General features: G+C 46.0%; 20 protein-coding genes and 1 tRNA gene. 6 read left to right on the top strand and 15 right to left on the bottom strand.

Annotated elements, in window-relative coordinates; all coding sequences use genetic code 11:
- Window positions 1-9: 9 nt before the first annotated feature.
- Entirely contained in the window at window positions 10-1,482 is a 1,473-nt protein-coding gene (gene betB, locus SB24_RS14670; protein WP_015418071.1) for a betaine-aldehyde dehydrogenase, read from the bottom strand.
- A gap of 200 nt (window positions 1,483-1,682) precedes the next feature.
- Between betB and cudC the strand changes: the two genes are divergently transcribed.
- The 3 genes from cudC to SB24_RS14655 all read left to right on the top strand — a co-directional run bounded on the left by cudC (window position 1,683) and on the right by SB24_RS14655 (window position 3,769).
- Window positions 1,683-2,237: a transcriptional regulator GbsR gene (gene cudC, locus SB24_RS14665; protein WP_032869843.1), complete on the top strand. Its 555-nt coding sequence runs from the start codon at window positions 1,683-1,685 to the stop codon at window positions 2,235-2,237.
- Window positions 2,238-2,397: 160 nt separating this feature from the next.
- Window positions 2,398-2,937 carry a biofilm surface layer hydrophobin BslA gene (gene bslA, locus SB24_RS14660; protein WP_015240450.1) on the top strand — a complete coding sequence of 180 codons (540 nt, stop codon included), beginning with the start codon at window positions 2,398-2,400 and terminating at the stop codon, window positions 2,935-2,937.
- A gap of 163 nt (window positions 2,938-3,100) precedes the next feature.
- Window positions 3,101-3,769 (top strand): potassium uptake protein KtrA, encoded by a 669-nt coding sequence (locus SB24_RS14655; protein ID WP_007613331.1) that lies wholly within the window; start codon window positions 3,101-3,103, stop codon window positions 3,767-3,769.
- A 33-nt stretch (window positions 3,770-3,802) separates the two neighbouring features.
- On the opposite strand, the gene SB24_RS14650 is transcribed toward SB24_RS14655, so the two are convergent.
- Complete coding sequence (locus SB24_RS14650) at window positions 3,803-4,648, bottom strand: glucosaminidase domain-containing protein (RefSeq protein WP_039254129.1); 846 nt, start codon at window positions 4,646-4,648, stop codon at window positions 3,803-3,805.
- A gap of 141 nt (window positions 4,649-4,789) precedes the next feature.
- Window positions 4,790-5,965: an NO-inducible flavohemoprotein gene (gene hmpA / locus SB24_RS14645; RefSeq protein ID WP_039254126.1), complete on the bottom strand. Its 1,176-nt coding sequence runs from the start codon at window positions 5,963-5,965 to the stop codon at window positions 4,790-4,792.
- 218 nt (window positions 5,966-6,183) lie between these two features.
- Between hmpA and SB24_RS14640 the strand changes: the two genes are divergently transcribed.
- On the top strand, window positions 6,184-6,825 hold the full coding sequence (locus tag SB24_RS14640) for a cupin domain-containing protein (protein WP_039254125.1): 642 nt from the start codon (window positions 6,184-6,186) through the stop codon (window positions 6,823-6,825).
- 60 nt (window positions 6,826-6,885) lie between these two features.
- On the opposite strand, the gene SB24_RS14635 is transcribed toward SB24_RS14640, so the two are convergent.
- The 4 genes from SB24_RS14635 to SB24_RS14620 form a co-directional block, all read right to left on the bottom strand.
- Window positions 6,886-7,206: a hypothetical protein gene (locus tag SB24_RS14635; protein WP_039254122.1), complete on the bottom strand. Its 321-nt coding sequence runs from the start codon at window positions 7,204-7,206 to the stop codon at window positions 6,886-6,888.
- A 113-nt stretch (window positions 7,207-7,319) separates the two neighbouring features.
- Window positions 7,320-7,392: transfer RNA gene (locus tag SB24_RS14630), tRNA-Ala, on the bottom strand.
- Between the two features lie 127 nt (window positions 7,393-7,519).
- Complete coding sequence (locus tag SB24_RS14625) at window positions 7,520-8,350, bottom strand: undecaprenyl-diphosphate phosphatase (RefSeq protein WP_039255061.1); 831 nt, start codon at window positions 8,348-8,350, stop codon at window positions 7,520-7,522.
- Between the two features lie 91 nt (window positions 8,351-8,441).
- The gene (locus tag SB24_RS14620; protein ID WP_007613339.1) at window positions 8,442-9,602 is read right to left on the bottom strand and encodes an AI-2E family transporter; all 1,161 of its coding nucleotides are present in this window, start codon (window positions 9,600-9,602) and stop codon (window positions 8,442-8,444) included.
- Between the two features lie 179 nt (window positions 9,603-9,781).
- Here SB24_RS14620 and SB24_RS14615 point away from each other — a divergent pair, with 179 nt between their 5' ends.
- Window positions 9,782-10,768: a Gfo/Idh/MocA family protein gene (locus SB24_RS14615; RefSeq protein WP_015240454.1), complete on the top strand. Its 987-nt coding sequence runs from the start codon at window positions 9,782-9,784 to the stop codon at window positions 10,766-10,768.
- Window positions 10,769-10,799: 31 nt separating this feature from the next.
- Here the strand turns inward: SB24_RS14615 and SB24_RS14610 are convergent, their stop codons facing one another.
- The 5 genes from SB24_RS14610 to tlpB (SB24_RS14590) form a co-directional block, all read right to left on the bottom strand.
- A complete protein-coding gene (locus tag SB24_RS14610; protein WP_003152143.1) occupies window positions 10,800-11,324 on the bottom strand; it encodes a type 1 glutamine amidotransferase domain-containing protein in 525 nt (174 codons plus the stop codon).
- A 65-nt stretch (window positions 11,325-11,389) separates the two neighbouring features.
- Window positions 11,390-13,396, bottom strand: coding sequence for a methyl-accepting chemotaxis protein (tlpB, locus tag SB24_RS14605; protein ID WP_039254117.1), 2,007 nt, complete (start codon window positions 13,394-13,396; stop codon window positions 11,390-11,392).
- Window positions 13,397-13,511: 115 nt separating this feature from the next.
- On the bottom strand, window positions 13,512-15,497 hold the full coding sequence (gene tlpB, locus SB24_RS14600) for a methyl-accepting chemotaxis protein (RefSeq protein ID WP_007408632.1): 1,986 nt from the start codon (window positions 15,495-15,497) through the stop codon (window positions 13,512-13,514).
- 127 nt (window positions 15,498-15,624) lie between these two features.
- Complete coding sequence (gene tlpB / locus SB24_RS14595; protein ID WP_039254114.1) at window positions 15,625-17,613, bottom strand: methyl-accepting chemotaxis protein; 1,989 nt, start codon at window positions 17,611-17,613, stop codon at window positions 15,625-15,627.
- A 184-nt stretch (window positions 17,614-17,797) separates the two neighbouring features.
- Window positions 17,798-19,783, bottom strand: coding sequence for a methyl-accepting chemotaxis protein (tlpB, locus tag SB24_RS14590; protein ID WP_039254112.1), 1,986 nt, complete (start codon window positions 19,781-19,783; stop codon window positions 17,798-17,800).
- A gap of 143 nt (window positions 19,784-19,926) precedes the next feature.
- On the opposite strand from tlpB (SB24_RS14590), the gene SB24_RS14585 reads away from it, so the two are divergent.
- Entirely contained in the window at window positions 19,927-20,664 is a 738-nt protein-coding gene (locus tag SB24_RS14585; protein WP_039254110.1) for a protein-glutamine gamma-glutamyltransferase, read from the top strand.
- A gap of 17 nt (window positions 20,665-20,681) precedes the next feature.
- Here the strand turns inward: SB24_RS14585 and SB24_RS14580 are convergent, their stop codons facing one another.
- From SB24_RS14580 to SB24_RS14570, 3 genes are read right to left on the bottom strand one after another with little or no spacing between them, the layout of a single operon-like run.
- Complete coding sequence (locus tag SB24_RS14580) at window positions 20,682-20,933, bottom strand: hypothetical protein (protein ID WP_007408636.1); 252 nt, start codon at window positions 20,931-20,933, stop codon at window positions 20,682-20,684.
- Window positions 20,934-20,958: 25 nt separating this feature from the next.
- A complete protein-coding gene (locus tag SB24_RS14575) occupies window positions 20,959-21,990 on the bottom strand; it encodes a nitronate monooxygenase (protein ID WP_039254108.1) in 1,032 nt (343 codons plus the stop codon).
- Entirely contained in the window at window positions 21,983-22,405 is a 423-nt protein-coding gene (locus tag SB24_RS14570; RefSeq protein WP_012118289.1) for a secondary thiamine-phosphate synthase enzyme YjbQ, read from the bottom strand. The genes SB24_RS14575 and SB24_RS14570 overlap by 8 nt, the downstream gene beginning before the upstream one ends.
- Window positions 22,406-22,525 lie beyond the last annotated feature (120 nt).

Genomic DNA, 22,525 nt, shown 5'->3' with positions numbered 1-22,525 from the left:
TCCTCCTCGTTATGCTTGAAACCAGTTCACTGCCGCAGGTTTCGTGTTGCGGTAAATATGTTTGATTTCCGTGTATTCTTCCAGACCGATTTTGCCGAGTTCGCGGCCGAAGCCCGATTGTTTGTACCCGCCCCATGGCGCTTGCGCGAAATACGGGTGGAAATCATTGATCCATACCGTTCCCATCCGCAGTTTGGCGGCTACGCGTTCGCATTTTTCAATATCCTTTGACCATACCGCTCCGGCCAGCCCGTAAATGGTATCGTTGGCAAGTCTGATCACTTCTTCTTCAGATGAAAATGACTCAACTGTTAAAACGGGGCCGAAAATCTCCTCTTGGACTATCCGCATATCAGACTCGCAGTTTGAGAAAATAGTAGGTTCATAGAAGAAACCGTTTTGAAGGGCGGGATCATCAGGACGTTTGCCGCCTGTTTCCAGTTTTGCCCCTTCTTCGATACCGATTTCTACGTATTTTTCGACTTTGGCCCGATGCTCGGCGGAAATCAGCGGACCGCTTTCCGTATCTTCATGAAAACCATTTCCTAATTTGATGCGTTTCGTGCGCTTGATCAGCTCGGCTAAAAATTCATCATGAATGGCTTCGTCCACCAAAAGACGTGACCCTGCCGAACAAACTTGGCCGGCATGGAAAAACACGGCGTTCAGCGCTTGATCTGCAGCTGTTTCGAGATCTGCATCTCGAAATACGATATTCGGATTTTTGCCGCCAAGCTCCAGGGCAATCTTTTTCACATTGCCGCTTGCCGCCTGCATGATTTTTTTGCCTGTTTCAATTCCGCCCGTAAAAGAGACCAAATCGACGTCGAGGTTTCTCGCCAGCTCGTCGCCGACAGAGGCGCCCGGCCCCAGCACAAGATTGGCGACCCCTTTCGGAATACCGGCTTCTTCTATTAATTGAAAGACTTTAATGGTTGTCAGCGGAGTAATCTCGCTCGGCTTTAAAACGATCGTGTTTCCGGCCGCAAGAGCGGGAGCGATTTTCCAGCTCGCCTGAAGGAGCGGATAGTTCCACGGCGTAATTTGTCCGCATACGCCAATTGGCTCTCTGACGATTTTACTTACGGAATCGGGAATCGGAGATGAAATGACCTCGCCTCCGTCTTTATCCGCCAAACCGGCATAATATTGAAATACATTTGCGATATCATCCATATCGGCTTTACTTTCTTCAATCGTTTTTCCTGTATCGAGCGATTCCAGCTCAGCTAATTCGTTCAGATCGCGTCTGATTAATTCCGCAATTTTCAGAACAAATTGTCCGCGCTCGAGCCCGGAAAGCACCGGCCACTCCCCTTCATCAAATGCTTTTCTGGCTGCGGCGATGGCTTTCACCGCATCGTTCCGGTCTCCTTCGCATACCGTTGCAATTTCTTCTTGATTAAATGGATTAATGATACGGCGGGTCTGTTTTTTTTCTGCACTGATCCATTCGCCGCCGATATAAAGCGTTTTGCTCATAAAAGTCCTCCTTACCGAAAAGTAAGTTTGTTAAATAAAAATTTAATGTTTTTAACAATATTAATTTAACATATGTTTTTTTGCCTGTCAAAACCCGGTCAGTCCGTTTAGATTTTGACATTTTGTCATGATTCGTTAAGATTAAGAACATAAAGAAATGACTTAACAAATTTAAACTTCAAGAGGAAAAGAGGGACAGTATGGATGAGAATCCAGAATTCGCAGCTATAGAACAAGCCAGGGATCTTGTCATTGATTCCATTGCAGAGACGATGGATCTTTACGGAATCACTCGAAGTGTCGGGATTTTATACGGAACAATGTATATGAGGGATGAAATGACGCTTGACGAAATGCGTGAGGAACTGCAGATGAGCAAACCGAGTATGAGCACAGGCGTAAAAAAGCTGCAGGATTTAAATGTGGTCAAAAAAACCTTTCACCGCGGCACACGGAAGCATACGTTTGTAGCGGAAAAAGATTTCTTTACGTTTTTCACGAATTTCTTCCCGCCGAAATGGGATCGTGAAGTTCAGGTGAATTTGTCCGCCATCGAACAGGCCCAGGCGGATTTGCAGTCCGTTTTGCTGGCCGAGGAAGGCAACACGGAATTACAGGAAGAAGCGCGGCAGTTATATGATCAGCTTGAAAGTTCGAAAGCTTATTATCATTGGCTGAAGCGTCTCGCTGACTCGGTTCAGAGCGGGGAGATTTTTAAATTTATTCCGATAGAAACGGACGAAAAAAACGCCTGAATCAAAATCAGGCGTTTTTTGTCGTGATTTGATTATTTTTGAGAAAATATAGGAACATAACCCCATTTACTTCCATTAAAATTGATGGTAAATTTTTATAGGTATGGTCGTTCTTTTTTAAGAACAATCAGCAAATTTTTTTTTAGGGGGATTTATGAAAATGAAACAGAAATTTTTCTCAACTGTCATGGCAAGTTTATTCGGCCTGGTTTTGCTTCTTTCTCTGCCGACAGCGTCATTCGCCGCTGAGTCAGGCTCAACCGTTCACGAGCCGGAAATGTCCACGAAAGCGACTGCTACCTTATTTGCAAAATATACAGGTGCCAGCCAGCAGGAATGGTCATTTTCTGATATCGAATTGACGTACCGTCCGAACACGATCCTGAGCTTAGGCGTTATGGAATTTACCCTTCCTAGCGGATTTGCGGCTACAACAAAAGATACAGTCAACGGACACGCTTTGCGTGAAAGACAGATTCTGAATAACGGCAAAACAGTCAGACTTCCGTTAAACATTGATTTGCTCGGCGCAGCGGAATTTAAACTTTCTCTTAATAATAAAACATTGCCTGCTGCAGGTACATATAAGTTCCGTGCAGAAAATAAATCATTAAGCATCGGCTCTAAATTCTATGCTGAGGACACAATTGTTGTTCAAAAACGCAGCACACCGCCGACACAGCCTTGCAACTGCAAATAATTGCGAAAAACGGACCGGCACAAGCCCATCGCTTGTCAGCCGGTCTTTTTTTGTGCTGTTTTCTTTCTTCCGGCCCTCGCATTGACAAACCCTTGAAACAGGAGTACATTCTTGTTTGTTGTATTTGGAGTGACGAAAACAGTTTCTTAAGGAGTTATGAGGATTGGGAAAAATCAAAAATAAACAATTTGCCGTCATCGGACTCGGCCGTTTCGGCGGAAGCATCTGTAAAGAGCTTTTTAAAATGGGGCATGAGGTGCTTGCGGTCGATATCAGCGAAGAGCGGGTCAACGCATACTCCTCTTATGCCACGCATGCTGTGCGGGCAAATTCAACGGAAGAAAGCGAGCTTCAGTCGCTCGGCATCAGAAATTTTGAATATGTCATCGTAGCAATCGGCGCCAACATTCAGGCAAGCACGCTGACGACGCTGTTATTGAAGGAGCTGAACATCCCTAATATTTGGGTGAAAGCGCAAAACTATTATCATCACAAAGTGCTTGAAAAGATCGGTGCTGATCGTATTATCCATCCCGAAAAGGATATGGGCGTGCGGATTGCGCAAAGCCTTTCGGATGAAAACGTCTTAAATTATATTGATTTGTCAGATGAATACAGCATCGTGGAGCTTTCAGCCACGAAAAAGCTGCATTTAAAATCCATTCTTGATCTCGGCGTCCGGGCCAGATTCGGCTGCACCATTCTCGCCTTGAAACATAACGGCGACATTCAGCTGTCCCCTTCTCCGGAGACTGTCATTCATGAATGTGACTGCCTTGTGCTGATGGGGCATAAACGTGATATTAAAAGGTTTGAAACTGAAGGAATGTAAAAAAGCCGGCGGGCTGCCGGCTTTTTTTGATGCTTATGTTTCTTCACTTAACTGGACGGCGGTTTGGTCAACCCAGCCGATCAGCTCATCTTTCACTTGGATTTGGTACCAGACGGATTCTCCGTTTTGCTTTTCAGATACGACTTTAATAAGCTCGCCGGTAAACTTTTGCGCCGATGCCAGTTTAATAGAATGCCGCTCTTTTGACGGCTTGGACCACACGTCTTCAATGGCGTGGTCTTTGATGGCGCCTTTCATATCAACTGCTTTAAGAGAGGCATTGATTTTGTCATATTCATTCAGGTTATAGGTTTCTATGACATCTTTAATTTTTTCAGCATAGCCGGGGTCTGTGGCGTAACCGGATTTTTGAAGGGCAGCCGCCGCAGTTTTATAATTGTCCGCTTCAATGACAGGCTTATACTTCTTTTTATTCCAAGACGTTCCGTTGACAAATAATTTGGCATGGTCATCCATTGATTCAAAAAACGTGCTGTATTTACGGAATTTTGCCCGAATCGTTTTTCGTTTTCCTTTTTCAAATTCATCCGTTTTCATCGTGACGTGTTTTCCTTTATAATCACCTTTTACACCGAACAGGTTGCGCGCTTTCCCCGCAAGCTCACTGTTCCCCCAGTCCGATTCGAGAATGGCCTGTGCGAGGGTGATGCTCGGAAGGACATGATATTTCTCATATAAAATTTGAGCATGCCCCGAAAGGCTGTCAATAAAGACCTGCTGCTCGTCCACCTCTTCAGGCGGTTTTTCTTCCGTCACTATGAATTTCGAAAACACCATTGATACCAGAAATAATCCGAATATAAGAGATACAGCAAAAAGGCACCCAAGCACCCTTTTGGTCTTTGCTTTCTTTTTCATATCAACCTTCCTTTAATTCCGGAATCACTAGATTTATAATTTTACTGGTCATTGATGAAAATTTCAATAAAATAGGGAAAAAGACGGAGAAAGAACACATTGTGCAAATAAAAAAGACTCCTCTTTGAGGAGTCTTTTTTGTTATGCCATGCTCAGCTGAGGGCCGAACAATTCATATTGAATGGAATCAGTGTCAAACCCGAGAGCAAGAATCATGTCTTTCATTTCCGTCATAAACTGTGCTGATCCGCACAAGTAAAATTCAGCATCTTGATTCAGATGAAGCTGCTCCAGAAAGGTTTGATCAATCCTGCCCCTGTGAAAAGGCTTGTCTCCTGAGCGGTCTTGTTCTGCCGGTTCACTGTATACATAAATGACGTTAATATTCGGATGATTCTCCGCAGCTTGTTCAGCCTCTTTGCGGAACGCGGCGTACACTCCGTTTTTCGCGGCATGAATAAAAGTAACGGCACGCTCCGGCTGTTTTTCGGCGGCTGTTTTCAGCATGCTCATCATCGGCGTGATTCCGGAACCGGCACTGATAAGAACAACCGGTTTTTCGGAAGAAGACAGCTTGAAATCCCCAGCGGGTGCGCTGACTTCAAGTTTATCTCCCTCTTGAACTTCATTGTGGAGATGAGAAGAAACCACTCCGTCCTTTTTCACAGAAATCCGATATGCCCCTTTTTGAGAAGCATCAGACAGGCTGTACTGGCGAATGTGCGTATAAGGAGAATCCGCAATCAGCACTTTAATGCTGATATATTGTCCCGCTTCAAATCCAGGAAGCGAAGAGCCGTCACTCGGTTTGATATAAAATGATGTGATATCTTTGCTTTCTTTCGTTTTCTGTATAACCGTAAATTCTTTATACCCCTGCCATCCGGCTTCATTGTACATGTCTTTTTCAATGCCGATGAAAGCCTCCGCAATAACACCGTAAGCTTTTTCCCATGCCTGCATAATCTCAGGAGTTGCGGCATCCTGCAGCACATCCTTAATTGCCAGAAGCAGATACTTTCCGACAATCGGATAATGTTCCGGTTTTACACCGATGCTTGTGTGTTTATGGCCGATCTGTCTGACCGCCGGAATGATTTGTTCTATTTGATCAATATTCGCCGCAGCCGCAATGACTGCATTTGCCAATGCTGCGCGCTGAGTCTGTTTCTTTTGGTTCGTTTGGTTAAACATATTTAACAGTTCGGGATGATCTTGAAACATCAGGTTATAAAAGCGTCCGGTGATGTTTTCTCCATGTGTTTTCAATACGGGTACTGTGCTTTTGATGATGTCTATTGTTCTCTCATCCAGCATGTTAATCCTCAACCCTTCTAAAGATGTATTTTCAATATATCTTTATAGTAAGAGATATTTCGAATAAAAGATATATTGAAAATGAATCTTTAAAAAAGTCGTCACAATATTGTGTTGGATTTGGAATTTATGGATTTCACCTCCTTTTTTTATCACCCGGTGAAACAGGGACACATATATTTGGGAATATACGTTTAAAGATGAAAGCGGGGGAGTGCATGGTTTCCAATATCGATTACACGTCTCCGAATACACAGTTCACTTATGATGTGAATGAGAGCCGTTTTTTTACGAAAGATGCTCGGAACTTTATCAATGTATTAGGGATTAAACAGTTAAACACGCTTGAAAATATTTCATTATTAGATATCTTTCTGAGCAAAACAAATGTGATTGAACCGCATACCCATCAAAACGCCGCTGAATTGGTGTACTGTATTTCGGGTTCCGCGGTGGTGTCGATGCTGAATCCGTTCACGCAGAAAATACGGAATTATCCGATCTCTTCAGGACAAGTAGCGAATGTTCCGCAGGGGTGGTGGCATTATGAAGTCGCCACTTCAGACAAAACCCACCTTTTGGCCATATTTGACGCCCCTTCGCCTGAAGTGATATACGGCTCGGATATTCTCCGTCTGACGCCGCCTGAGATCATGGCGCATACGTACTGTCTGAATGAGCATGAGTGGGAAAAAGCCGTTTCACCGATCCGGCAATCAACTGTGATAGGTCCCGATAAATACTGCGGACAGTCTGAAAACACGGGTATTCATGATATGAATAAGCCTTATCAGCCAAATACGCATTATCCGAATGATCCGTATCGGCATTATGATACGCCGTTATATTGGGGATATTAAACGGAGAGCCAGAGCGGCATTGACAGAAAGAGCCCCTCATTGAAGAGGGGCTCTTGATCATCACGGTCCGGTTCCGCAGCTTACTTTGTACTCGCCTTCGGACGATTTTTTTGAATAACATACGTGCGGCGTCTGTCCGGTTTCATCTTTCCAATTGAACCAATTTACATAATAAAGGTTCCCGGCCTCTCCGCCGCCTTCTTCTTTTCGAAGAATCGCAAAGTAGCTTTGATACGGATATCCTTTTTTATAAATGTCATGCCTGATGGCTCCTTTTTCTGAAGCAGACGTGAAGACGACGGGAGAAAGAGCCGGGAGCGCTGTTAAAAGAAGTGCCAGTGCCGCTGACAGAGATAATATAAGATAGATTTTCTTTTTCATTTTCTCTCTTTCCTTTATTTTGAATTGTTAGAAATGAAGCAGAACATAGAGGCTGCCGCAGAAGATGAAAAAAACAAAAAAACCCTTATTTATAGAATAAGGGTTTAAAGGTATGGAGCCAAGGGGGCTCGAACCCCTGACCTCTACGCTGCCAGCGTAGCGCTCTCCCAGCTGAGCTATGGCCCCGTGCTGTAACGTCATGTTTTATTATAGACGAGTCTTCTTTGAATTTCAAGCAGAAAATTCAGTTTGCTCATATTTTCCTGAGACGTTTTTCGAACATAAAAAGAAGACCCTCCGGGGGCCTCTTCGTTTATCGCACGAGCATGATTAAAATGATGCCGAGGATGACACGGTAAATGGCGAAGGGGACAAGCTTAATCCGGTTAATAAGCCGAAGAAAAAACTTGACGACTAAGAGGGCGACGACAAAGGCGCAGATAAAGCCGACAAGAAAAAACGGAATCATGTCATAAGAAAGACTGCTCCAGTATTTCACCAGCTTCAGAAGGCTTGCGCCCGCCATGATCGGAATGGCCATAATAAATGTGAAGTCTGCGGCTGCCCGGTGATTCAAGCCGACAATGACACCTCCGGCAATCGTTGAGCCTGAGCGGGAAAATCCGGGCCATAAGGCGAGACACTGGAATAATCCGACACAGAAAGCCTGTTTGTAGGTGATTCTGTCTACCGTATCGATCGTTTCTTTCCTTTTATTGATCCAGTCCGCTATAAGCATAAGCACGGCTCCGGCAATTAATCCGTAAGCGACCGTTCTGACGGAGAATAAATAGCGGTCAATGAAATCCTCAAATAAAAAGCCGAGCACCGCCGCCGGAACAAGACCGACGGCGATTTGCGCGATGGTCAGCCTGTATCCCTTCTGCTGATCGCGCGCGACGTTTTTTTTGAGGCCGAGTAAATGTAATATCCGATCTTTAAACACAATGGCTACCGCCAGAATCGAACCGAGCTGAATCACCACTTTGAAGGAATTGGCGGCTTCCGGATTCATCAGGCTTCCGGATTTCAGCCAGATGTCATCCGCTATGATCATATGTCCCGTGGAAGAAACCGGCGCGTACTCCGTCAGCCCTTCCACGATTCCCAAAACGGCTGCTGTGAACATCTCCCATAGTGTCATCCCATTCTTCCCTTCATTCATCATTTACAAAAGAGAAGCTCTCCTCTGAAGGAAAGCCTGTCTTATAATAAATATCATGTCCGTTCCGATTTTATGACTTCGATACAGCATCATTTTTTTCTTCTTCATATAAATGCGAACGCATTTTGAACCAATCAAACAGATGGGTCGTGACCACTTTGATGACCGCATACCCCGGGATGGCTAAAATAATGCCGACAACCCCGAACAGCTTTCCGGCGGTTAAAAGAACAAAGATGATGGTAATCGGGTGAATGTGAAGATTTTTCCCCATGATCTGCGGCGAAATTAATTTCCCTTCCACGAGCTGGACAACGGTCCATACAATCGCAAGCTTCAGCAGCATAAGGGGCGAAGTGACCAACGCGATAATAATCGCCGGCGTGATGGCAATGGTCGGCCCTAAATACGGAACAACGCTCGTACAAGCGGCAATGACCGCAAGCAGTGACGCATAATCAAGTCCGATAATCAGATAGCCGATAAATAATAAAAACCCGATGCAGAAGCTGACGATGACCTGTCCTCTGATATAGGAACTTAATCTGTGGTTCATTTCACTAAGCATCGTATACGTTTGTTCTTTCAGACGGGTGGGCACAAACTTTAAGATATAAATCGGCAGTTTTTTGCCGTCTTTCAGCAAATAGAACAGAATAAACGGCACGGTCACAATTGAAATAATCACTTCCGTCAGCGCGCCGATAAAATTCCCGACTCCGGTAAATGTGCTGTTTGCAATTGTCGCCGCCTGCGCCGATACTTTATTAGCAAGATCGGAAATGTTGATATTCATCGTCTTTTGCGCCTGATTTACAAAATCGCTTCCGATCAGGCTTTTCGTCTGATCTTCAACGATGTCCACATATTTCGGCAGATTGTCGATCAGGCTCATGATCTGTTCCTTTAAAAACGGAATAATTGAAACGACCGTAATCGTAATCAGCCCTATAATAATGAGGTAAAGGAGCAGGATGGAATAGACTCTTTTCACTCTTATTTTTTCCAATATATCTACGATCGGATTAAGCAGATAATAAACAATTCCTGTCAAAATGACGGGGAGCGCAATCGTTTTGAGCAGGACGATAATAGGTGTGAAAATAAATGATGTCTTCATAAAGACAAGGATATTGAGACCGATGAGCAGCAATACAAGCAAAAACAAGACAAATTTATTGTCTAAGAAAAACTGTTTAAATCTGCCGCCCCATGTTTGCAATGTTTCCACTATTGTTCCTCCATCATATGTATTTTACTTAAATTGTACACTATCGTTCCTGTAATGAAAAATAATAACCGGTCTCTATGGGAATTTTTCCTATCCCTTTAGCCGGCAGCCTTTTTTCCATTTATGTTTCTCAGAAAAAAAGCTATAATGTAAGCCAATACATAGAAGGAGCGATAGCAATGATTCGATTTGCAACAGTCGGAACGAATTGGATTACAGAACGATTTCTGGAGGCGGCTTCTGCTATTGATGATTTTCAATTAACGGCGGTTTATTCCAGAACTGAGGAACGCGCGGCGGAATTCGCCGGCAAACACGGCGCTGCTCATTATTTCACCAGCCTGAAAGAAATGGCGGAAAGCAAAGCTTATGACGCGGTGTATCTCGCCAGCCCGAATGCATTTCACAAAGAGCAGGCGGTCCTTTTTATGGAACACGGCAAGCATGTACTGTGCGAAAAACCGTTTGCGTCTAACGCAAGGGAAACGGATGAAATGATTCACGCAGCCAAAACGAACGGCGTTCTCTTGATGGAAGCCATGAAAACAACGTTCCTGCCGAACTTCAGCATGCTTCAAAACCACTTACATAAAATCGGACCCGTCAGGAGATTCACGGCAAGCTACTGCCAATATTCATCACGATATGATGCATATAAAAACGGTACGGTGCTAAACGCGTTTAAGCCTGAATTATCGAACGGTTCGTTAATGGACATCGGCGTGTACTGCATTTATCCGGCCGTCGTCCTGTTCGGCAAACCGAAAAACGTCATTGCGACCGGTCATAAACTAGCATCCGGCGTTGACGGCGAAGGTACGGTCATTCTGTCATACGACGGATTTGAAGCGGTGCTGATGCATTCGAAAATCTCAAATTCGTTTGCCCCGGCGGAAATTCAGGGTGAAGACGGCACGATCGTTCTGGACAGCATTCACGGACCGGAACGGGCGGAAATCCGCTATCGTGACGGCCGGACGGAAGACATTTCAGTCCCTGATCTGAAACCATCGATGTACTACGAAACGGCTGAATTCATCAATCTTCTTCGAAACGGACAGCGGGAGTCTTCCGAAAATACATTTGAACGTTCTTTCATTACGGCAAGCATTATGGAAGAAGCGAGAAAACAAATAGGAATTGTCTTTCCCGCCGATCAAAACTAAAAACATCCGCCCTGATTCGGGCGGATGTTTTTTATTTGGACGCTAACAGGTCAGCAAACGCTTTTGCATACTGCGGAAGGTCGGGCGGGCGGCGGCTTGATACAATGTGGCCGTCAGTTACGACAGCTTCATCCAGCCACTGTGCCCCTGCATTTGTCATGTCGTCTTTGATGCCGGGCGTGCTCGTTACTTTTTTTCCTGCGAGAATTCCGGCAGATATGAGCACCCAGCCCGCATGGCAGATCTGGCCGATCGGCTTTTTCTGCTCGTTCATCGTACGGATGATGTCCAAAACTTCGGGATATCTTCGCAGTTTGTCAGGAGCCCAGCCGCCGGGCACGAGCACGGCGTCATACTCCTGAATAATCAGGCTCTTAAAATCGTAATCCGCCGTCGCGGGCACGCCGTATTTTCCTTTGTATGAACGGCCCGCTTCTTCTCCTATTAAATGAACGATCGCGCCTTCCTCTCTCAGCCGGTAGACGGGATACCAAAGCTCTAAGTCTTCAAAATCGTCACTGACAAGCGCTATGACTTTTTTACCTTCTAATCTCATCACTGCCACTCCCTTCTTTTATATTAGTGTATCGCTTTTTTCAGATGAGGAAAAGAAACAGCTCGCTACAGCTGTTCTTCGTCTTCAGACTGAATCGTAAATTTCCGTGTGACCTGCTGCAGTTCTTCAGCCATATGCGCAAGCGTTTCGGCGGATGAACTGATTTCTTCCATGGAGGCCAGCTGCTCTTCAGCTGAGGCGGCGATGTCTTGAATGCCGGCGGACCCTTCTTTGGCGACTGAGGTAATGTCCTCCACCGCGTTTGTCACATTTTGCGACCCGGCTGCAAGCTTCTCAAGCGTTCCGTTCATATGCTGCAAGGCGCCTGAAATCTGAGTCGTCATTTCTGAGATTTTTTTGAAGCTTTCGGCCGTTTGATCCGTAATATCGAGGCCTTCCTTCACATCTTGATTCACCGCTTGGAATACGGAAAGCGATGTGGCGATTTCTTTGACGATTTCCTGAATCAGCGTTTCGATTTCCTTCGCGGAGCCGGCTGATTGTACGGCAAGCTTTCTCACTTCTTCCGCAACGACGGAGAAGCCCCGCCCGTATTCGCCTGCTCTGGCTGCTTCAATGGCAGCGTTTAAGGCAAGCAGATTTGTTTGATCGGCAATGCCGTTAATGACGTTGAGAATGCTCTTAATGTCGTGCGACTTCGTTTCCAGCCCTTTTACGACCGCTTCCGCCTGCTGTACGGAACGATCAATTGTTTTCATCTGGCCTACCGTTTTCGCCACTAATTCTTCTCCGCTTCCGGCCGTTTCAGAGGTTTGGATGGCGGATTCAGTGATTTCCGCCGATACATTCGCCGTCTCGGCAATGCCGGCATTCATTTGGGAAAGATGATCAGCACTTTCTCCCAATTTCTCGCTTTGTGATTCGTTTCCGTTTGAGAATTGTTCAATCGCCAGTGTAATATGCTCTGTCGCCTTGCTTGTCTGTCCGGCGGATGCCGTCAGCTCTTCGGATGAAGAAGCGACATGTTCGACGGATGATTGGATGACGCCGATGACAGACCGGAGTGATGCCGACATCTCATTGAAGCTTTGGCTGAGCTGCCCGAATTCATTTTTTGACTTGATGTCAATGACTTCCGTTAAATCGCCGTCACTGATTTTAGCTGATGTTGAAACAAGTTTTTTGAGCGGTTTTGCAATCGAGCGAATGATAAAAAAGATTAAAATACCGCCGACGATAAGAGAAACCGCCAGGATGATCAGCGCCATTTTCATGACAGGCGAGGCTGCGTCATGGATCTCACTGACAAAAAATGTGCCGGCGATTTTCCAGCCCGTCAGTTTGTTTGTCGTGAAGGCCATTTTCTTCTGCTGTCCTTCAAACATGTATTCAAACGATCCGCTTGATTTGGAAAATACTTCTTTCATCCACTCTCCGGAGCCCTCCGTTCCCGCTTTTATAGTCGGATGGGCGATGTATTTTTTATCTCCCGTTGTAATGAAGGCAAATCCTTTATGACCGATCTGCACACGTTCGGAAGCGTTCAGCAGGTCGCCCAGATTAATATCAAGCGCCACAACGCCTGATCCGTCTTTTGTCTGCTGGGCAATCGTAACGACCGTCTGTCCGGTTGCAGCGTCTTTATAAGGCTCGGTAAACACCGGCTGTCCGCTTTTTTCAACCGCTTTTGTGTACCACTCGCGCGTGAGCGGATTATAATCGGACGGCATATCAACGGACGGATATTTCACGAACGCTTTGTCGCGAGACGCGGCGTAAATTGACGCGACATCGTCATTTACGGTGACATACTGCTTCATATTGTCGAGCAGTACCGATTTATTTTTTGTGTTCAGTTTTTCCTTAGTGATTGATTCGCTGTAGTAGTCAATCGCTTTCAGCTTGCCTTCGAGCATGTTTTCCAGCACGCTGTTCAGTTCGCTGACATTTCCCTGGGCGCTGTGGGTCAGTTCGCTTTCTAATGTACTCCCCGCCGTTTGGTAGCTGAAGTAGGCGAGTATGCCGACCGGAAGCACCAATACGGCTAAAAATGCCGCGATCAGCGGCTTGCTGATGGATGGCTGTTTGATCCAATGTATCAGTTGTTTCATTTTTTCAGTCTCCTTCTTTGAAAAGCTAAATCTAATATCGTCAGATAGGACAAAAGATTTATTAAAAAAACTAAAAAAAACACCCAAACAGCACATTTGGGTGTTCTATGACCTATTAATCTATTTTAAATCGTTTCGTCATATCACGTAATTCTTCCGCCATTTGGGATAACGTTTCCGAAGACGAACTGATTTCTTCCATTGAAGCCAGCTGTTCTTCGGCGGAGGCCGCAATATCCTGAATGCTGGCGGAGCTTTCTTTTGCGATGGACGCGATTTGCTCAGAAGCTCCTGAAATCTGCTGAGAGCCTGCTGTCAGCTGTTCTACCGTCGCATTCATATTTTGAATTTCTCCGGCGATCTGGTTCGTCATTTCAGAAATCCGTTTGAAGCTCGTTTCGGTCTGATTCGTAATATCCAGTCCGCTCTCCACCTCTTTGTTGACGGATTGGAACATGCCGAGAGATGTATTGATTTCGTTGACGATTTCTATGATTAAGCTTTCGATTTCTTTCGCTGAATCGGCAGACTGGACCGCAAGTTTTCTGACCTCTTCGGCGACGACTGAGAAGCCCCGCCCGTATTCACCCGCACGTGCGGCTTCAATTGCCGCGTTCAGCGCAAGAAGGTTTGTCTGGTCAGCGATTCCGTTAATGACACGGAGAATGTTTGTAATGTCTTTTGATTTTGTTTCAAGTCCGCGCACCACTTGTTCAGCTTCTTTCACTGACCGGTCAATGACGTTCATTTGGCCGACCGTCTGGTGGACGAGCTTTCCGCCTGAATTGGCGACTTCCGCTGATGTGGCGGAGGATTCGGTAATGACGGCAGATGCTTTCGCCATATCTTTAAGCCCGCTGTTCATTTGGTAAATATGTTCCGCCGCGCTTTCAATGTTTTCACTTTGGCTTTCATTTCCGTTAGAAAATTGTTCGATCGCCAGTGTGATATGTTCGGTTGCCTTGCTTGTCTGCTCCGCTGAAGCCGTCAGCTCCTCTGAGGAAGATGCGACGTTATTCACGGAATCCTGGATGGCATGGATGAGAGACCTGAGCGAAGCGGCCATATTGTTAAAGCTTTTGCCAAGCTCGCCTAATTCATCTTTTGACTGAATCTCGATCGTTTCTGTTAAGTCGCCTTCACTGATCTGTTTCGATGATGTCACAAGCTGCTTGAGCGGTTTTGTGATTGAACGGATAATTAGCACCATGACGATGGTTCCGATCACAATCGCTAATACGAGAACGAGCAGGGACAGATGAAGGATCGGCAGGGCCGCTTCATGAATTTCGTCCAGATACATCGTTCCGGTAATCTTCCAGCCTGTCAGCCCGTTTGTATCATAAGCCATTTTCTTTTCCTGGCCGTCGTATTTGTATTGAAAATCACCTTTTTTGCTGGTGAACAGCTGTTCAGCCCACTCCCCGTTTAATACTGTGCCTGACGTGCGGTTCGGGTGGGCGACCACTTTTTTGTCTTTCGTCAGGATAAAAGCGTAGCCTGATTTTCCGATGTTCACTTTCTTTGTCGTTTTCAGAAGCTCATCGATTTTCATATTGATGGCGACGACTCCTGAGCCGTCTTTCGTCTGCTGAACGACCGTCACGACCATCGTATTGGTGGAAGCCGTGCGGTAAGGATCTGTTACAACAACTTTCCCCTTATTTTCCACGGCCTTTTTATACCAGTCTCTTTCAAGCGGATTATATCCTTTAGGCATCTGCAGATCCGGATACCGTGTGAAATGTCCTTCCGTGTCACTCGTATAAATGGATTCCACGTCTTTATTGATCTTCATGTACTCTGTGAATTTATCGGTAATTTGCGATTGGTTTTTCGGCTTGTACCGATCCTTTGTGAGCCAGTCGCTGAAATATGCCGTTCCGTCTTCCTTTTGGCTGATGCTTGTGTTGATCATATCGTTAATCTGCTGCACATTATCTAGTGCGCTTCCCATCATCTGCCTGTCAAGCGTGCTTACCGCCGATTGATAGGCGATAAAAGCCAGCGTTGAAATAGGAAGAATGAGTATGGCCAAAAAAGAAATGAGCAGTTTTCTTGTAAGCGATCTCTGCTTGATGATTTGCACAATTTTTTTCATCTGCTATATCTCCTCTTGCGTGTTTACCCTTCATATCGGCAATTATGGGTAATTATACACATCCAAAAAGAAGAAATATAACGAAACATACTTTTTACCTATCTTAAAATTAGTCTTTTAGACTTAATTAAGAGTTTATCTTAAAACGCTTTGTCAGTTCGCGTAATTCTTCCGCCATTTTTTCCAGCGTGACGGCGGAGGAACTGATTTCCTCCATGGACGCAAGCTGCTCTTCAGCTGAAGCCGCGATGTCCTGAATGCCGGCCGCGCTTTGTCTGGAGACGGCCGCGATATCCTCTGAAGCGTTTGATACTTCCTGAGACCCGGCAGAAAGCTGTTCCACGGTTGCATTCATATTTTGCAGTTCACCGGCAATCTGATTTGTTTTAACGGAAATGTCCCGGAAGCTTTTTTCCGTTTCGTCCGTTAATTGAAGTCCGCTTTTCACCTCGTGATTGACGGATTCCAGCATTCCGAGCGAAGTATGAATTTCTTTGACGATTTCATGAATTAAGGATTCGATTTCTTTCGCTGAATCGGCGGATTGGACGGCAAGCTTTCTCACTTCTTCGGCAACGACTGAAAAACCGCGTCCGTATTCTCCCGCTCTTGCCGCTTCAATGGCTGCATTTAAAGCAAGGAGATTCGTTTGATCGGCAATGCCGTTAATGACGCGCAAAATGCTGGTGATGTCCTGCGATTTGAGTTCAAGCCCTTGTACGACTTGCTCCGCTTTACTTACGGATTGGTCAATGGCGCCCATCTGGCCGGCTGTTTTCTTGACAAGCCGCTCACCGGCGCCGGATATCTCCGCCGATTCAATTGACGTTTCCGTCACCACGGCTGCCGCTTCCGCCAGATCACTGAGCCCGTCTTTCATCTCATTCACTTGGGCTGTCGCTTTATCAATACTCTCACTTTGGTCTTCCGTTCCATTAGAAAACTGTTCAATCGCAAGGGTGATATGTTCCGTTGCTTTGCTCGTCTGCTCAGCCGAAGCCGTCAGCTCCTCTGAGGAAGAAGCGACATGTTCAACAGAGTCCTGAATTCCCTGAATAAGCGAACGGAGTGAATCTGTCATATGATTAAAACTTTTACCGAGCACGCCCAGCTCATCTTTAGAGCTGACATCAATGGTTTCCGTCAGATCTCCGCCGCTGATTTTTTCCGCTGAAGCTACGAGACGTTTTAACGGTTTGGTAATTGAGCGGATGACAAAATAAATGAAAATCATCCCTGCGGCAATGGCTATCGCCAATATGATAACGGCCAGAGTCAGAACCGGTCTTGCCGCATCCTTGATTTCTTCCACGGACATGGTTCCGCTGATCTTCCAGCCCGTCGCTTCATTGGTCACGTACGCCATTTTTTTCGCTTTCCCGTTCAGCGTATATTCAAAGTCGCCTTTTTGCCCGCTGAATAATGTATCAACCCATTTTCCCGATACCGCCGCGCCGGCTTTTTCATCACTGTAGGCAACGGCTTTTTTATTTTTGCTGAGGATAAAGGCGTATCCTTCTTTTCCGATGTTCACTTCTTTTGTCATCGTGATGAGATCGTCGATTTTTATATCAATGGCGACGACGCCTGATCCGTCTTGCGCCGCGCGGGCCATGGTGACAACCATCTTTTTGTTTGAGATGGACTCATAAGGGTCTGTGATGATGGTTTGGCCTTTATTCTCCATAGCTTCCTGATACCAGCTTCTTTCAAGCGGATTGAAATCGGCCGGCATATCGGCATGCGGATAACGGGTAAACGTTCCTTCCTTGCTGCTTGAAAATACGGCGGATGCTTTATCATTGCTTTCAATAAACTGTTTGAACCTTTCTTGCATTTCCGTTTGGTTTTTTTCTTTAAATTTAGCGCTTGTCGCCCATTCGCTGAAATATGCTGAGCTTTTTGTAAACATTCCGATCCGGTCATCAATCATATTGTTTAAGATTTGCACATTTCCTTCGGCGCTTTCCATCATTTGCTTTTCAACGGATGAAGCCGCCGAACGGTAGGCGCCGGCAGCCAATACTGCTACCGGAATGATTAAGATCAGTAAAAATGAAATGATCAGTTTTTTGGCTATTGATTTTCTGGCGATTTTTTTTGCTGTTTTTTTCAATTTTGTAAACCTCTTTCAATCATTTACTGTTTATATCGGCCAACTCCCTTTTTATTACATTGAAAATTAAGTCATAAATGAAAAATAGTTCTATGTACTCCCTTTGTATGCAAGACTTTTTATTCAATTATCCGGCTGTCACTATAAAAAAGGACGCCTTCCCTCCGGAAAGCGTCCTTTTTTACTAGTTGATTTTAAATTGTTTCGTTAATTCCCGCAGTTCTTCGGCCATTTGCGCCAAAGTATCGGCGGATGTGCTGATTTCTTCCATTGATGCAAGCTGTTCTTCTGCGGATGCGGCAATATCCTGAATGCTTGCTGCGCTTTCCCTAGATACGTCCGCAATATCCGTCACTGCGGCTGAAACGTGCTGGGAGCTGTCTGACAGCTGTTCAACCGTGCCGTTCATCGATTGAAGCTTCTCGGCGATATCGTTTGTCATGCCGAAGATATTCTGGAAGCTTTCTTTCGTGCGGTCCGTCACGGCAAGTCCTGATTGAACTTCTTCATTAACGGATGTGAACATGTGAAGTGATGTATTAATCTCAGCCGTGATTTCCTGAATGAGTTTTTCAATCTCTTTGGCAGAACCGGCGGATTGGACGGCAAGCTTGCGCACTTCTTCGGCTACCACTGAGAAGCCCCGCCCGTATTCACCGGCTCTTGCCGCTTCAATGGCTGCATTTAAAGCAAGCAGGTTTGTCTGATCGGCAATGCCGTTGATGACTCTTAAAATATGAGTGATGTCTTTTGATTTGGCCTCAAGGCCTTTTACAACCGCTTCCGCCTGCTGGACCGATTGATTGATGAGATTCATCTGCCCGACGGTTTGCTGCACATATTCTTCCCCTGTGCCGGCAGCTTCCTTCGATTGTTTAGATGCTTCCGTAATGGATGATGATGTGCGGGAAACGGCGGCGAGTCCGTCATTTATATGATTCAGCTTGGCTGAGCTTGAATCGACTTTTTCGCTTTGCTCTTCGTTTCCGTTTGAAAACTGCTCAATCGCCATCGTAATATGTTCCGTCGCTTTGCTTGTCTGCGAAGCTGAAGCAGTCAGCTCTTCTGATGACGCGGCCACATTGTCGACAGAGTTTTGGATCGCGCTGATCAGTCCGCGCAGAGATTCTCCCATTTCATTAAAGCTCGCGCCGAGTTCGCCCAATTCATCTTTCGAGCGGATATCAATGGTTTCAGTCAAGTCTCCGCCGCTGATTTGTTTAGAAGAGCGGACAAGCCGTTTCAGCGGTGACGTAATGGATCTGACAATCAACAGAATTAAAATTCCCCCGATGATAATGGATGCTGCAAGGACGATCATTCCCATCGTCAGCACCGGTTGTGAGGCGTCTTTAATTTCGGTGAGCTCCATGCTCCCCTCTATTTTCCATCCGGTCAGTTTATTTGTCGTAAACGCCATTTTTTTATTTTGATCATCGAGCTTGTATGAAATAATGCCGCTGTCTTTGCTGTATACCTCATTCAGCCACGGGGTTGAAACTTTGTCGCCCGGTTTGTGGTCTTTATGCGCGACATAGGTTTTATTTTTGGACGTGATAAACACGAATCCTTTTTGCCCGATTTTGATTCCCTGCATTTGCTTCAGCAGCTGGTCAATCGTAATATCCATGGCCACTACGCCTGTTCCGTCCTGCATCTGCTTTGCCACGGTAACGACCATGCTGCCGTCGCTTGCCGCGGTGTAAGGGTCGGTGACAACGAGCGTGCCGCCAGCCTTCACAGCGTCTTTATACCAAGTGCGTGTTCTCGGATCGTAATCGGCCGGAGTATTCTCCTTCGGCGCCTGTGCGTAGCTGCCGTCTTCCGTTCCTCCGTAAATGCGGGCTACGTCCTTATGAATAGACGTGTATTGCCCGAACTTTTCTTCAAGAGCAGACATGTTTTTCTTTGAGAAGGATGACCCTTTTAACGTTTCACTGAAAAATTCAATTGCCTTTGCTTTTGCGCCGATATCATTTGTAATCGTTGTGTTAAAAGATTCGATGTTATTTTTCGCGTTGCCTGAAATCTGATCATCCAGCGAATTGCTCGCCGTATGGTATGAACTGAATTCTAACACGAGAATCGGTATGATTAAGATCACGATAAATGAAATGATTAATTTACGTGAAATCGATGCCTTTGTGCACCAATTAATGAATTTTTTCATATTAAGCTGCTCCCTCAAGTGTGATACCTTATATATCGGCTCAGTCTTCACATTTTGTTAACATTTCCTCCTTTTTTATGACTTGATTTTCATTGCCCAAGCTTCCTGCATATCTTATAAAAAAAGAGAAGGGGGGCGCGCAGATGATTATCATATCCGGCCAAGTGCTTCGTCCTCAGGACATCGCGAACTGGCAGACGGAAGAAAGCCTTGTTCCGTATATAAATGAACTGCTCAATTCTCCCGTACAATTCGATTACGGGTCGATTGCTGAACTGATGTTCGAGGTGCGGCTGCGCCGCCATATTGTGGAAGCCGCAAGAGAACTGCACGGATCAGGTGTGAAATTTGCAACTTTCGCCAAAACATACGGAAATACGGCTTATTGGAGAGTGACGCCGGAAGGAGCCTTGGAGCTGAAGTACAGAATCCCCGCTTCAAAAGCGATTCGGGACATTATTGAACACGGGGCGTTTTACGCATTTGAATGCGCTACCGCCATTGTTGTGATTTATTATCTGGCCGTCTTAAAGACAATCGGTGAAGAACGGTTTAACCGGCGTTTCCGGGATATCACTTTGTATGACTGGCACTATGAGCATCTGCCGATCTACACGGAAACCGGCAGCCACATTTTACGGGGAGATTGTTTATATTTTAAAAATCCTGATTTTAATCCTGCAAAGGCTCAGTGGCGGGGAGAGAATGTCATTGTGATGGGGAATGATCAATATTTCGCCCACGGTCTCGGGATTCTGACCGCTGAACAAATCATTCAGAGATTGAATTCTTTAAGAAAAAAAAATGCCGTGCAGCCGGCTTATCTGCTTAACCAGGCAACAAGGCTTGATGCACCCGCGCTTTATCAGATCATGCATTAAAACAATCCCATCGTCTGTCATTGTGACGATGGGATGCGGAATGCTTTTCTTTTCCGGTAAAAAGCCGTCGTGCCGAGCGCTTGGTTTGCAGCCCATTCAAACTTCTCTAAATCATGTCGGGTGACGGCTCTGTCCCGTCGGCTCCATTTAATGGCGCGGACAAAGTAATACCCTTTAATCGGCGCCATGGTGACTTTGGAATGCGGAAAATCTTCAAAGACAAACTCAATAGTCCCTCTTTTTTTATAGGACATTTGAAGAATCTTCATCATCCATCACCTCACGATTTCTGGATTATGATTCGCACAATCCGTCCAAAACGGTTTTCACGTCTGTCGGCCCTTCAAGTTTCGCGGCGGACTGGCCGGCCCATAAAGACATATACTCCGCGTCTCCTGATTGAGCCGCGTGCCCGCGCATCGGCTTTGTCAGCGTATTATGCAGCGGATAAGGCAGCGTATTTCCCTCGTCAGCCTCATATGTTTTCATGAACTGATTCACGATTCCCCGCGCCTGTTTTCCCGAAAACAGAGTGGTCAGCCGCGTGTCGGCTCCTTTTGATTCGGCAATGGCTTTTTGATATGCCGGTGAGGTGCTGCTTTCTTCACAAAGGAGAAACGGTGTTCCTACTTGAACGCCGTCCGCACCCAAACATCGGGCCGCCTGCACGCCGCGGCGGTCAAAAATGCCGCCTGCCGCAATCACCGGGATATTCAGCGCGTCTCTAGCCTGCGGAATCAGCGCCATAAGGCCGAGAGCCGGTTCTCCTTTAACCGGCAGAAACGACCCGCGATGTCCGCCGGCTTCTATTCCCTGAAGGATAACGGCGTCCATCCCCCGTTCTTCAAAGGCCTTCGCTTCCTCCGGCGTTGTCGCCGTGCCGAAAAGGAAACAACCGCTTTTCTTCAGCTTTTCCGCCGTTTCTTCCGGCGGCAGGCCGAAGGTGAATGAACACGCTTTGACTCCGTAACGGATCAGAAGCTCCGCTTTTTCCTCGAAATCATTCCATTCTTCTTTCAGATCAGAGAACGGCTTGGCGTCTTTGGCCCTCGGGATGCGGGCTTTCCATTTTTCAACAAGTTCCGGCTCAGGCATCTTCCTTTCTTCCGGGACGAAAAGATTTACTTGAAAGGAGCGGTCCGTCAGCTCTTTCATCTCGATAAGCTGTTTTTCAAGCGCTTGCGGACTGACGTATCCTGAAGCGAGGCTTCCGAGCGCCCCTTCATTTGATACCGCCGAAGCCAGACGCGGCGTGACCAGCCCGCCGGCCATCGGCGCCTGAATGACGGGCTTTGTTAATGATAATGCACTCATCCACTCACTCATTTGTGTTTTCCTCCGGTTCAGCCTGTATTTTGATATAACATGTTCTGTTTCGCGGACCGTCAAATTCGCAAAAATAAACGCCCTGCCATGTTCCGAGTATCAGGCGCCCGTCTTCTATGATGACATGCTGGGAGGCGCCGGTTGTACTCGCTTTCATATGTGCTGCCGTATTTCCCTCCATATGCCGGTCCAGTTCGTGCTCCCACGGATACATTTCATCAAACCTTCTGAGCATATCCCTCTTCACATCCGGATCGGCATTTTCATTTATGGTAATGCCGGCGGTTGTATGGGGACAGTATATGAGCGCCAAACCGTTTTTTACGCCTGTTTTGCGGAGAAACGCTTCAGCTTCATGTGTGATGTCGATCATTTCATCCCGTCTGTTTGTTTGAATCTGCAATTTTTTCAGCATATAGATGCCTCCTTTCTTTTTCTCTTCCTTTCCCATATTCGTTTCTGTATTTGTCTTTTCCTGTCGGATCGCGATGATAAACGCAGATCACAAAAAACTTCAGCCTCGGGACTGAAGTTT

The sequence above is a fragment of the Bacillus sp. Pc3 genome (assembly GCF_000815145.1).
Lineage (GTDB): Bacteria > Bacillota > Bacilli > Bacillales > Bacillaceae > Bacillus > Bacillus velezensis.
This window is presented reverse-complemented; position numbering and strand designations above follow the sequence as displayed.

Coding starts and splice junctions, on each gene's coding strand:
- betB (WP_015418071.1), bottom strand. CDS start 1,482: ATGAGCAAAACGCTTTATATCGGCGGCGAATGGATCAGTGCAGAAAAA.
- cudC (WP_032869843.1), top strand. CDS start 1,683: ATGGATGAGAATCCAGAATTCGCAGCTATAGAACAAGCCAGGGATCTT.
- bslA (WP_015240450.1), top strand. CDS start 2,398: ATGAAACAGAAATTTTTCTCAACTGTCATGGCAAGTTTATTCGGCCTG.
- SB24_RS14650 (WP_039254129.1), bottom strand. CDS start 4,648: ATGAAAAAGAAAGCAAAGACCAAAAGGGTGCTTGGGTGCCTTTTTGCT.
- hmpA (WP_039254126.1), bottom strand. CDS start 5,965: ATGCTGGATGAGAGAACAATAGACATCATCAAAAGCACAGTACCCGTA.
- SB24_RS14640 (WP_039254125.1), top strand. CDS start 6,184: ATGGTTTCCAATATCGATTACACGTCTCCGAATACACAGTTCACTTAT.
- SB24_RS14635 (WP_039254122.1), bottom strand. CDS start 7,206: ATGAAAAAGAAAATCTATCTTATATTATCTCTGTCAGCGGCACTGGCA.
- SB24_RS14625 (WP_039255061.1), bottom strand. CDS start 8,350: ATGACACTATGGGAGATGTTCACAGCAGCCGTTTTGGGAATCGTGGAA.
- SB24_RS14615 (WP_015240454.1), top strand. CDS start 9,782: ATGATTCGATTTGCAACAGTCGGAACGAATTGGATTACAGAACGATTT.
- SB24_RS14610 (WP_003152143.1), bottom strand. CDS start 11,324: ATGAGATTAGAAGGTAAAAAAGTCATAGCGCTTGTCAGTGACGATTTT.
- tlpB (WP_039254117.1), bottom strand. CDS start 13,396: ATGAAACAACTGATACATTGGATCAAACAGCCATCCATCAGCAAGCCG.
- tlpB (WP_007408632.1), bottom strand. CDS start 15,497: ATGAAAAAAATTGTGCAAATCATCAAGCAGAGATCGCTTACAAGAAAA.
- tlpB (WP_039254112.1), bottom strand. CDS start 19,783: ATGAAAAAATTCATTAATTGGTGCACAAAGGCATCGATTTCACGTAAA.
- SB24_RS14585 (WP_039254110.1), top strand. CDS start 19,927: ATGATTATCATATCCGGCCAAGTGCTTCGTCCTCAGGACATCGCGAAC.
- SB24_RS14580 (WP_007408636.1), bottom strand. CDS start 20,933: ATGAAGATTCTTCAAATGTCCTATAAAAAAAGAGGGACTATTGAGTTT.
- SB24_RS14575 (WP_039254108.1), bottom strand. CDS start 21,990: ATGAGTGAGTGGATGAGTGCATTATCATTAACAAAGCCCGTCATTCAG.
- SB24_RS14570 (WP_012118289.1), bottom strand. CDS start 22,405: ATGCTGAAAAAATTGCAGATTCAAACAAACAGACGGGATGAAATGATC.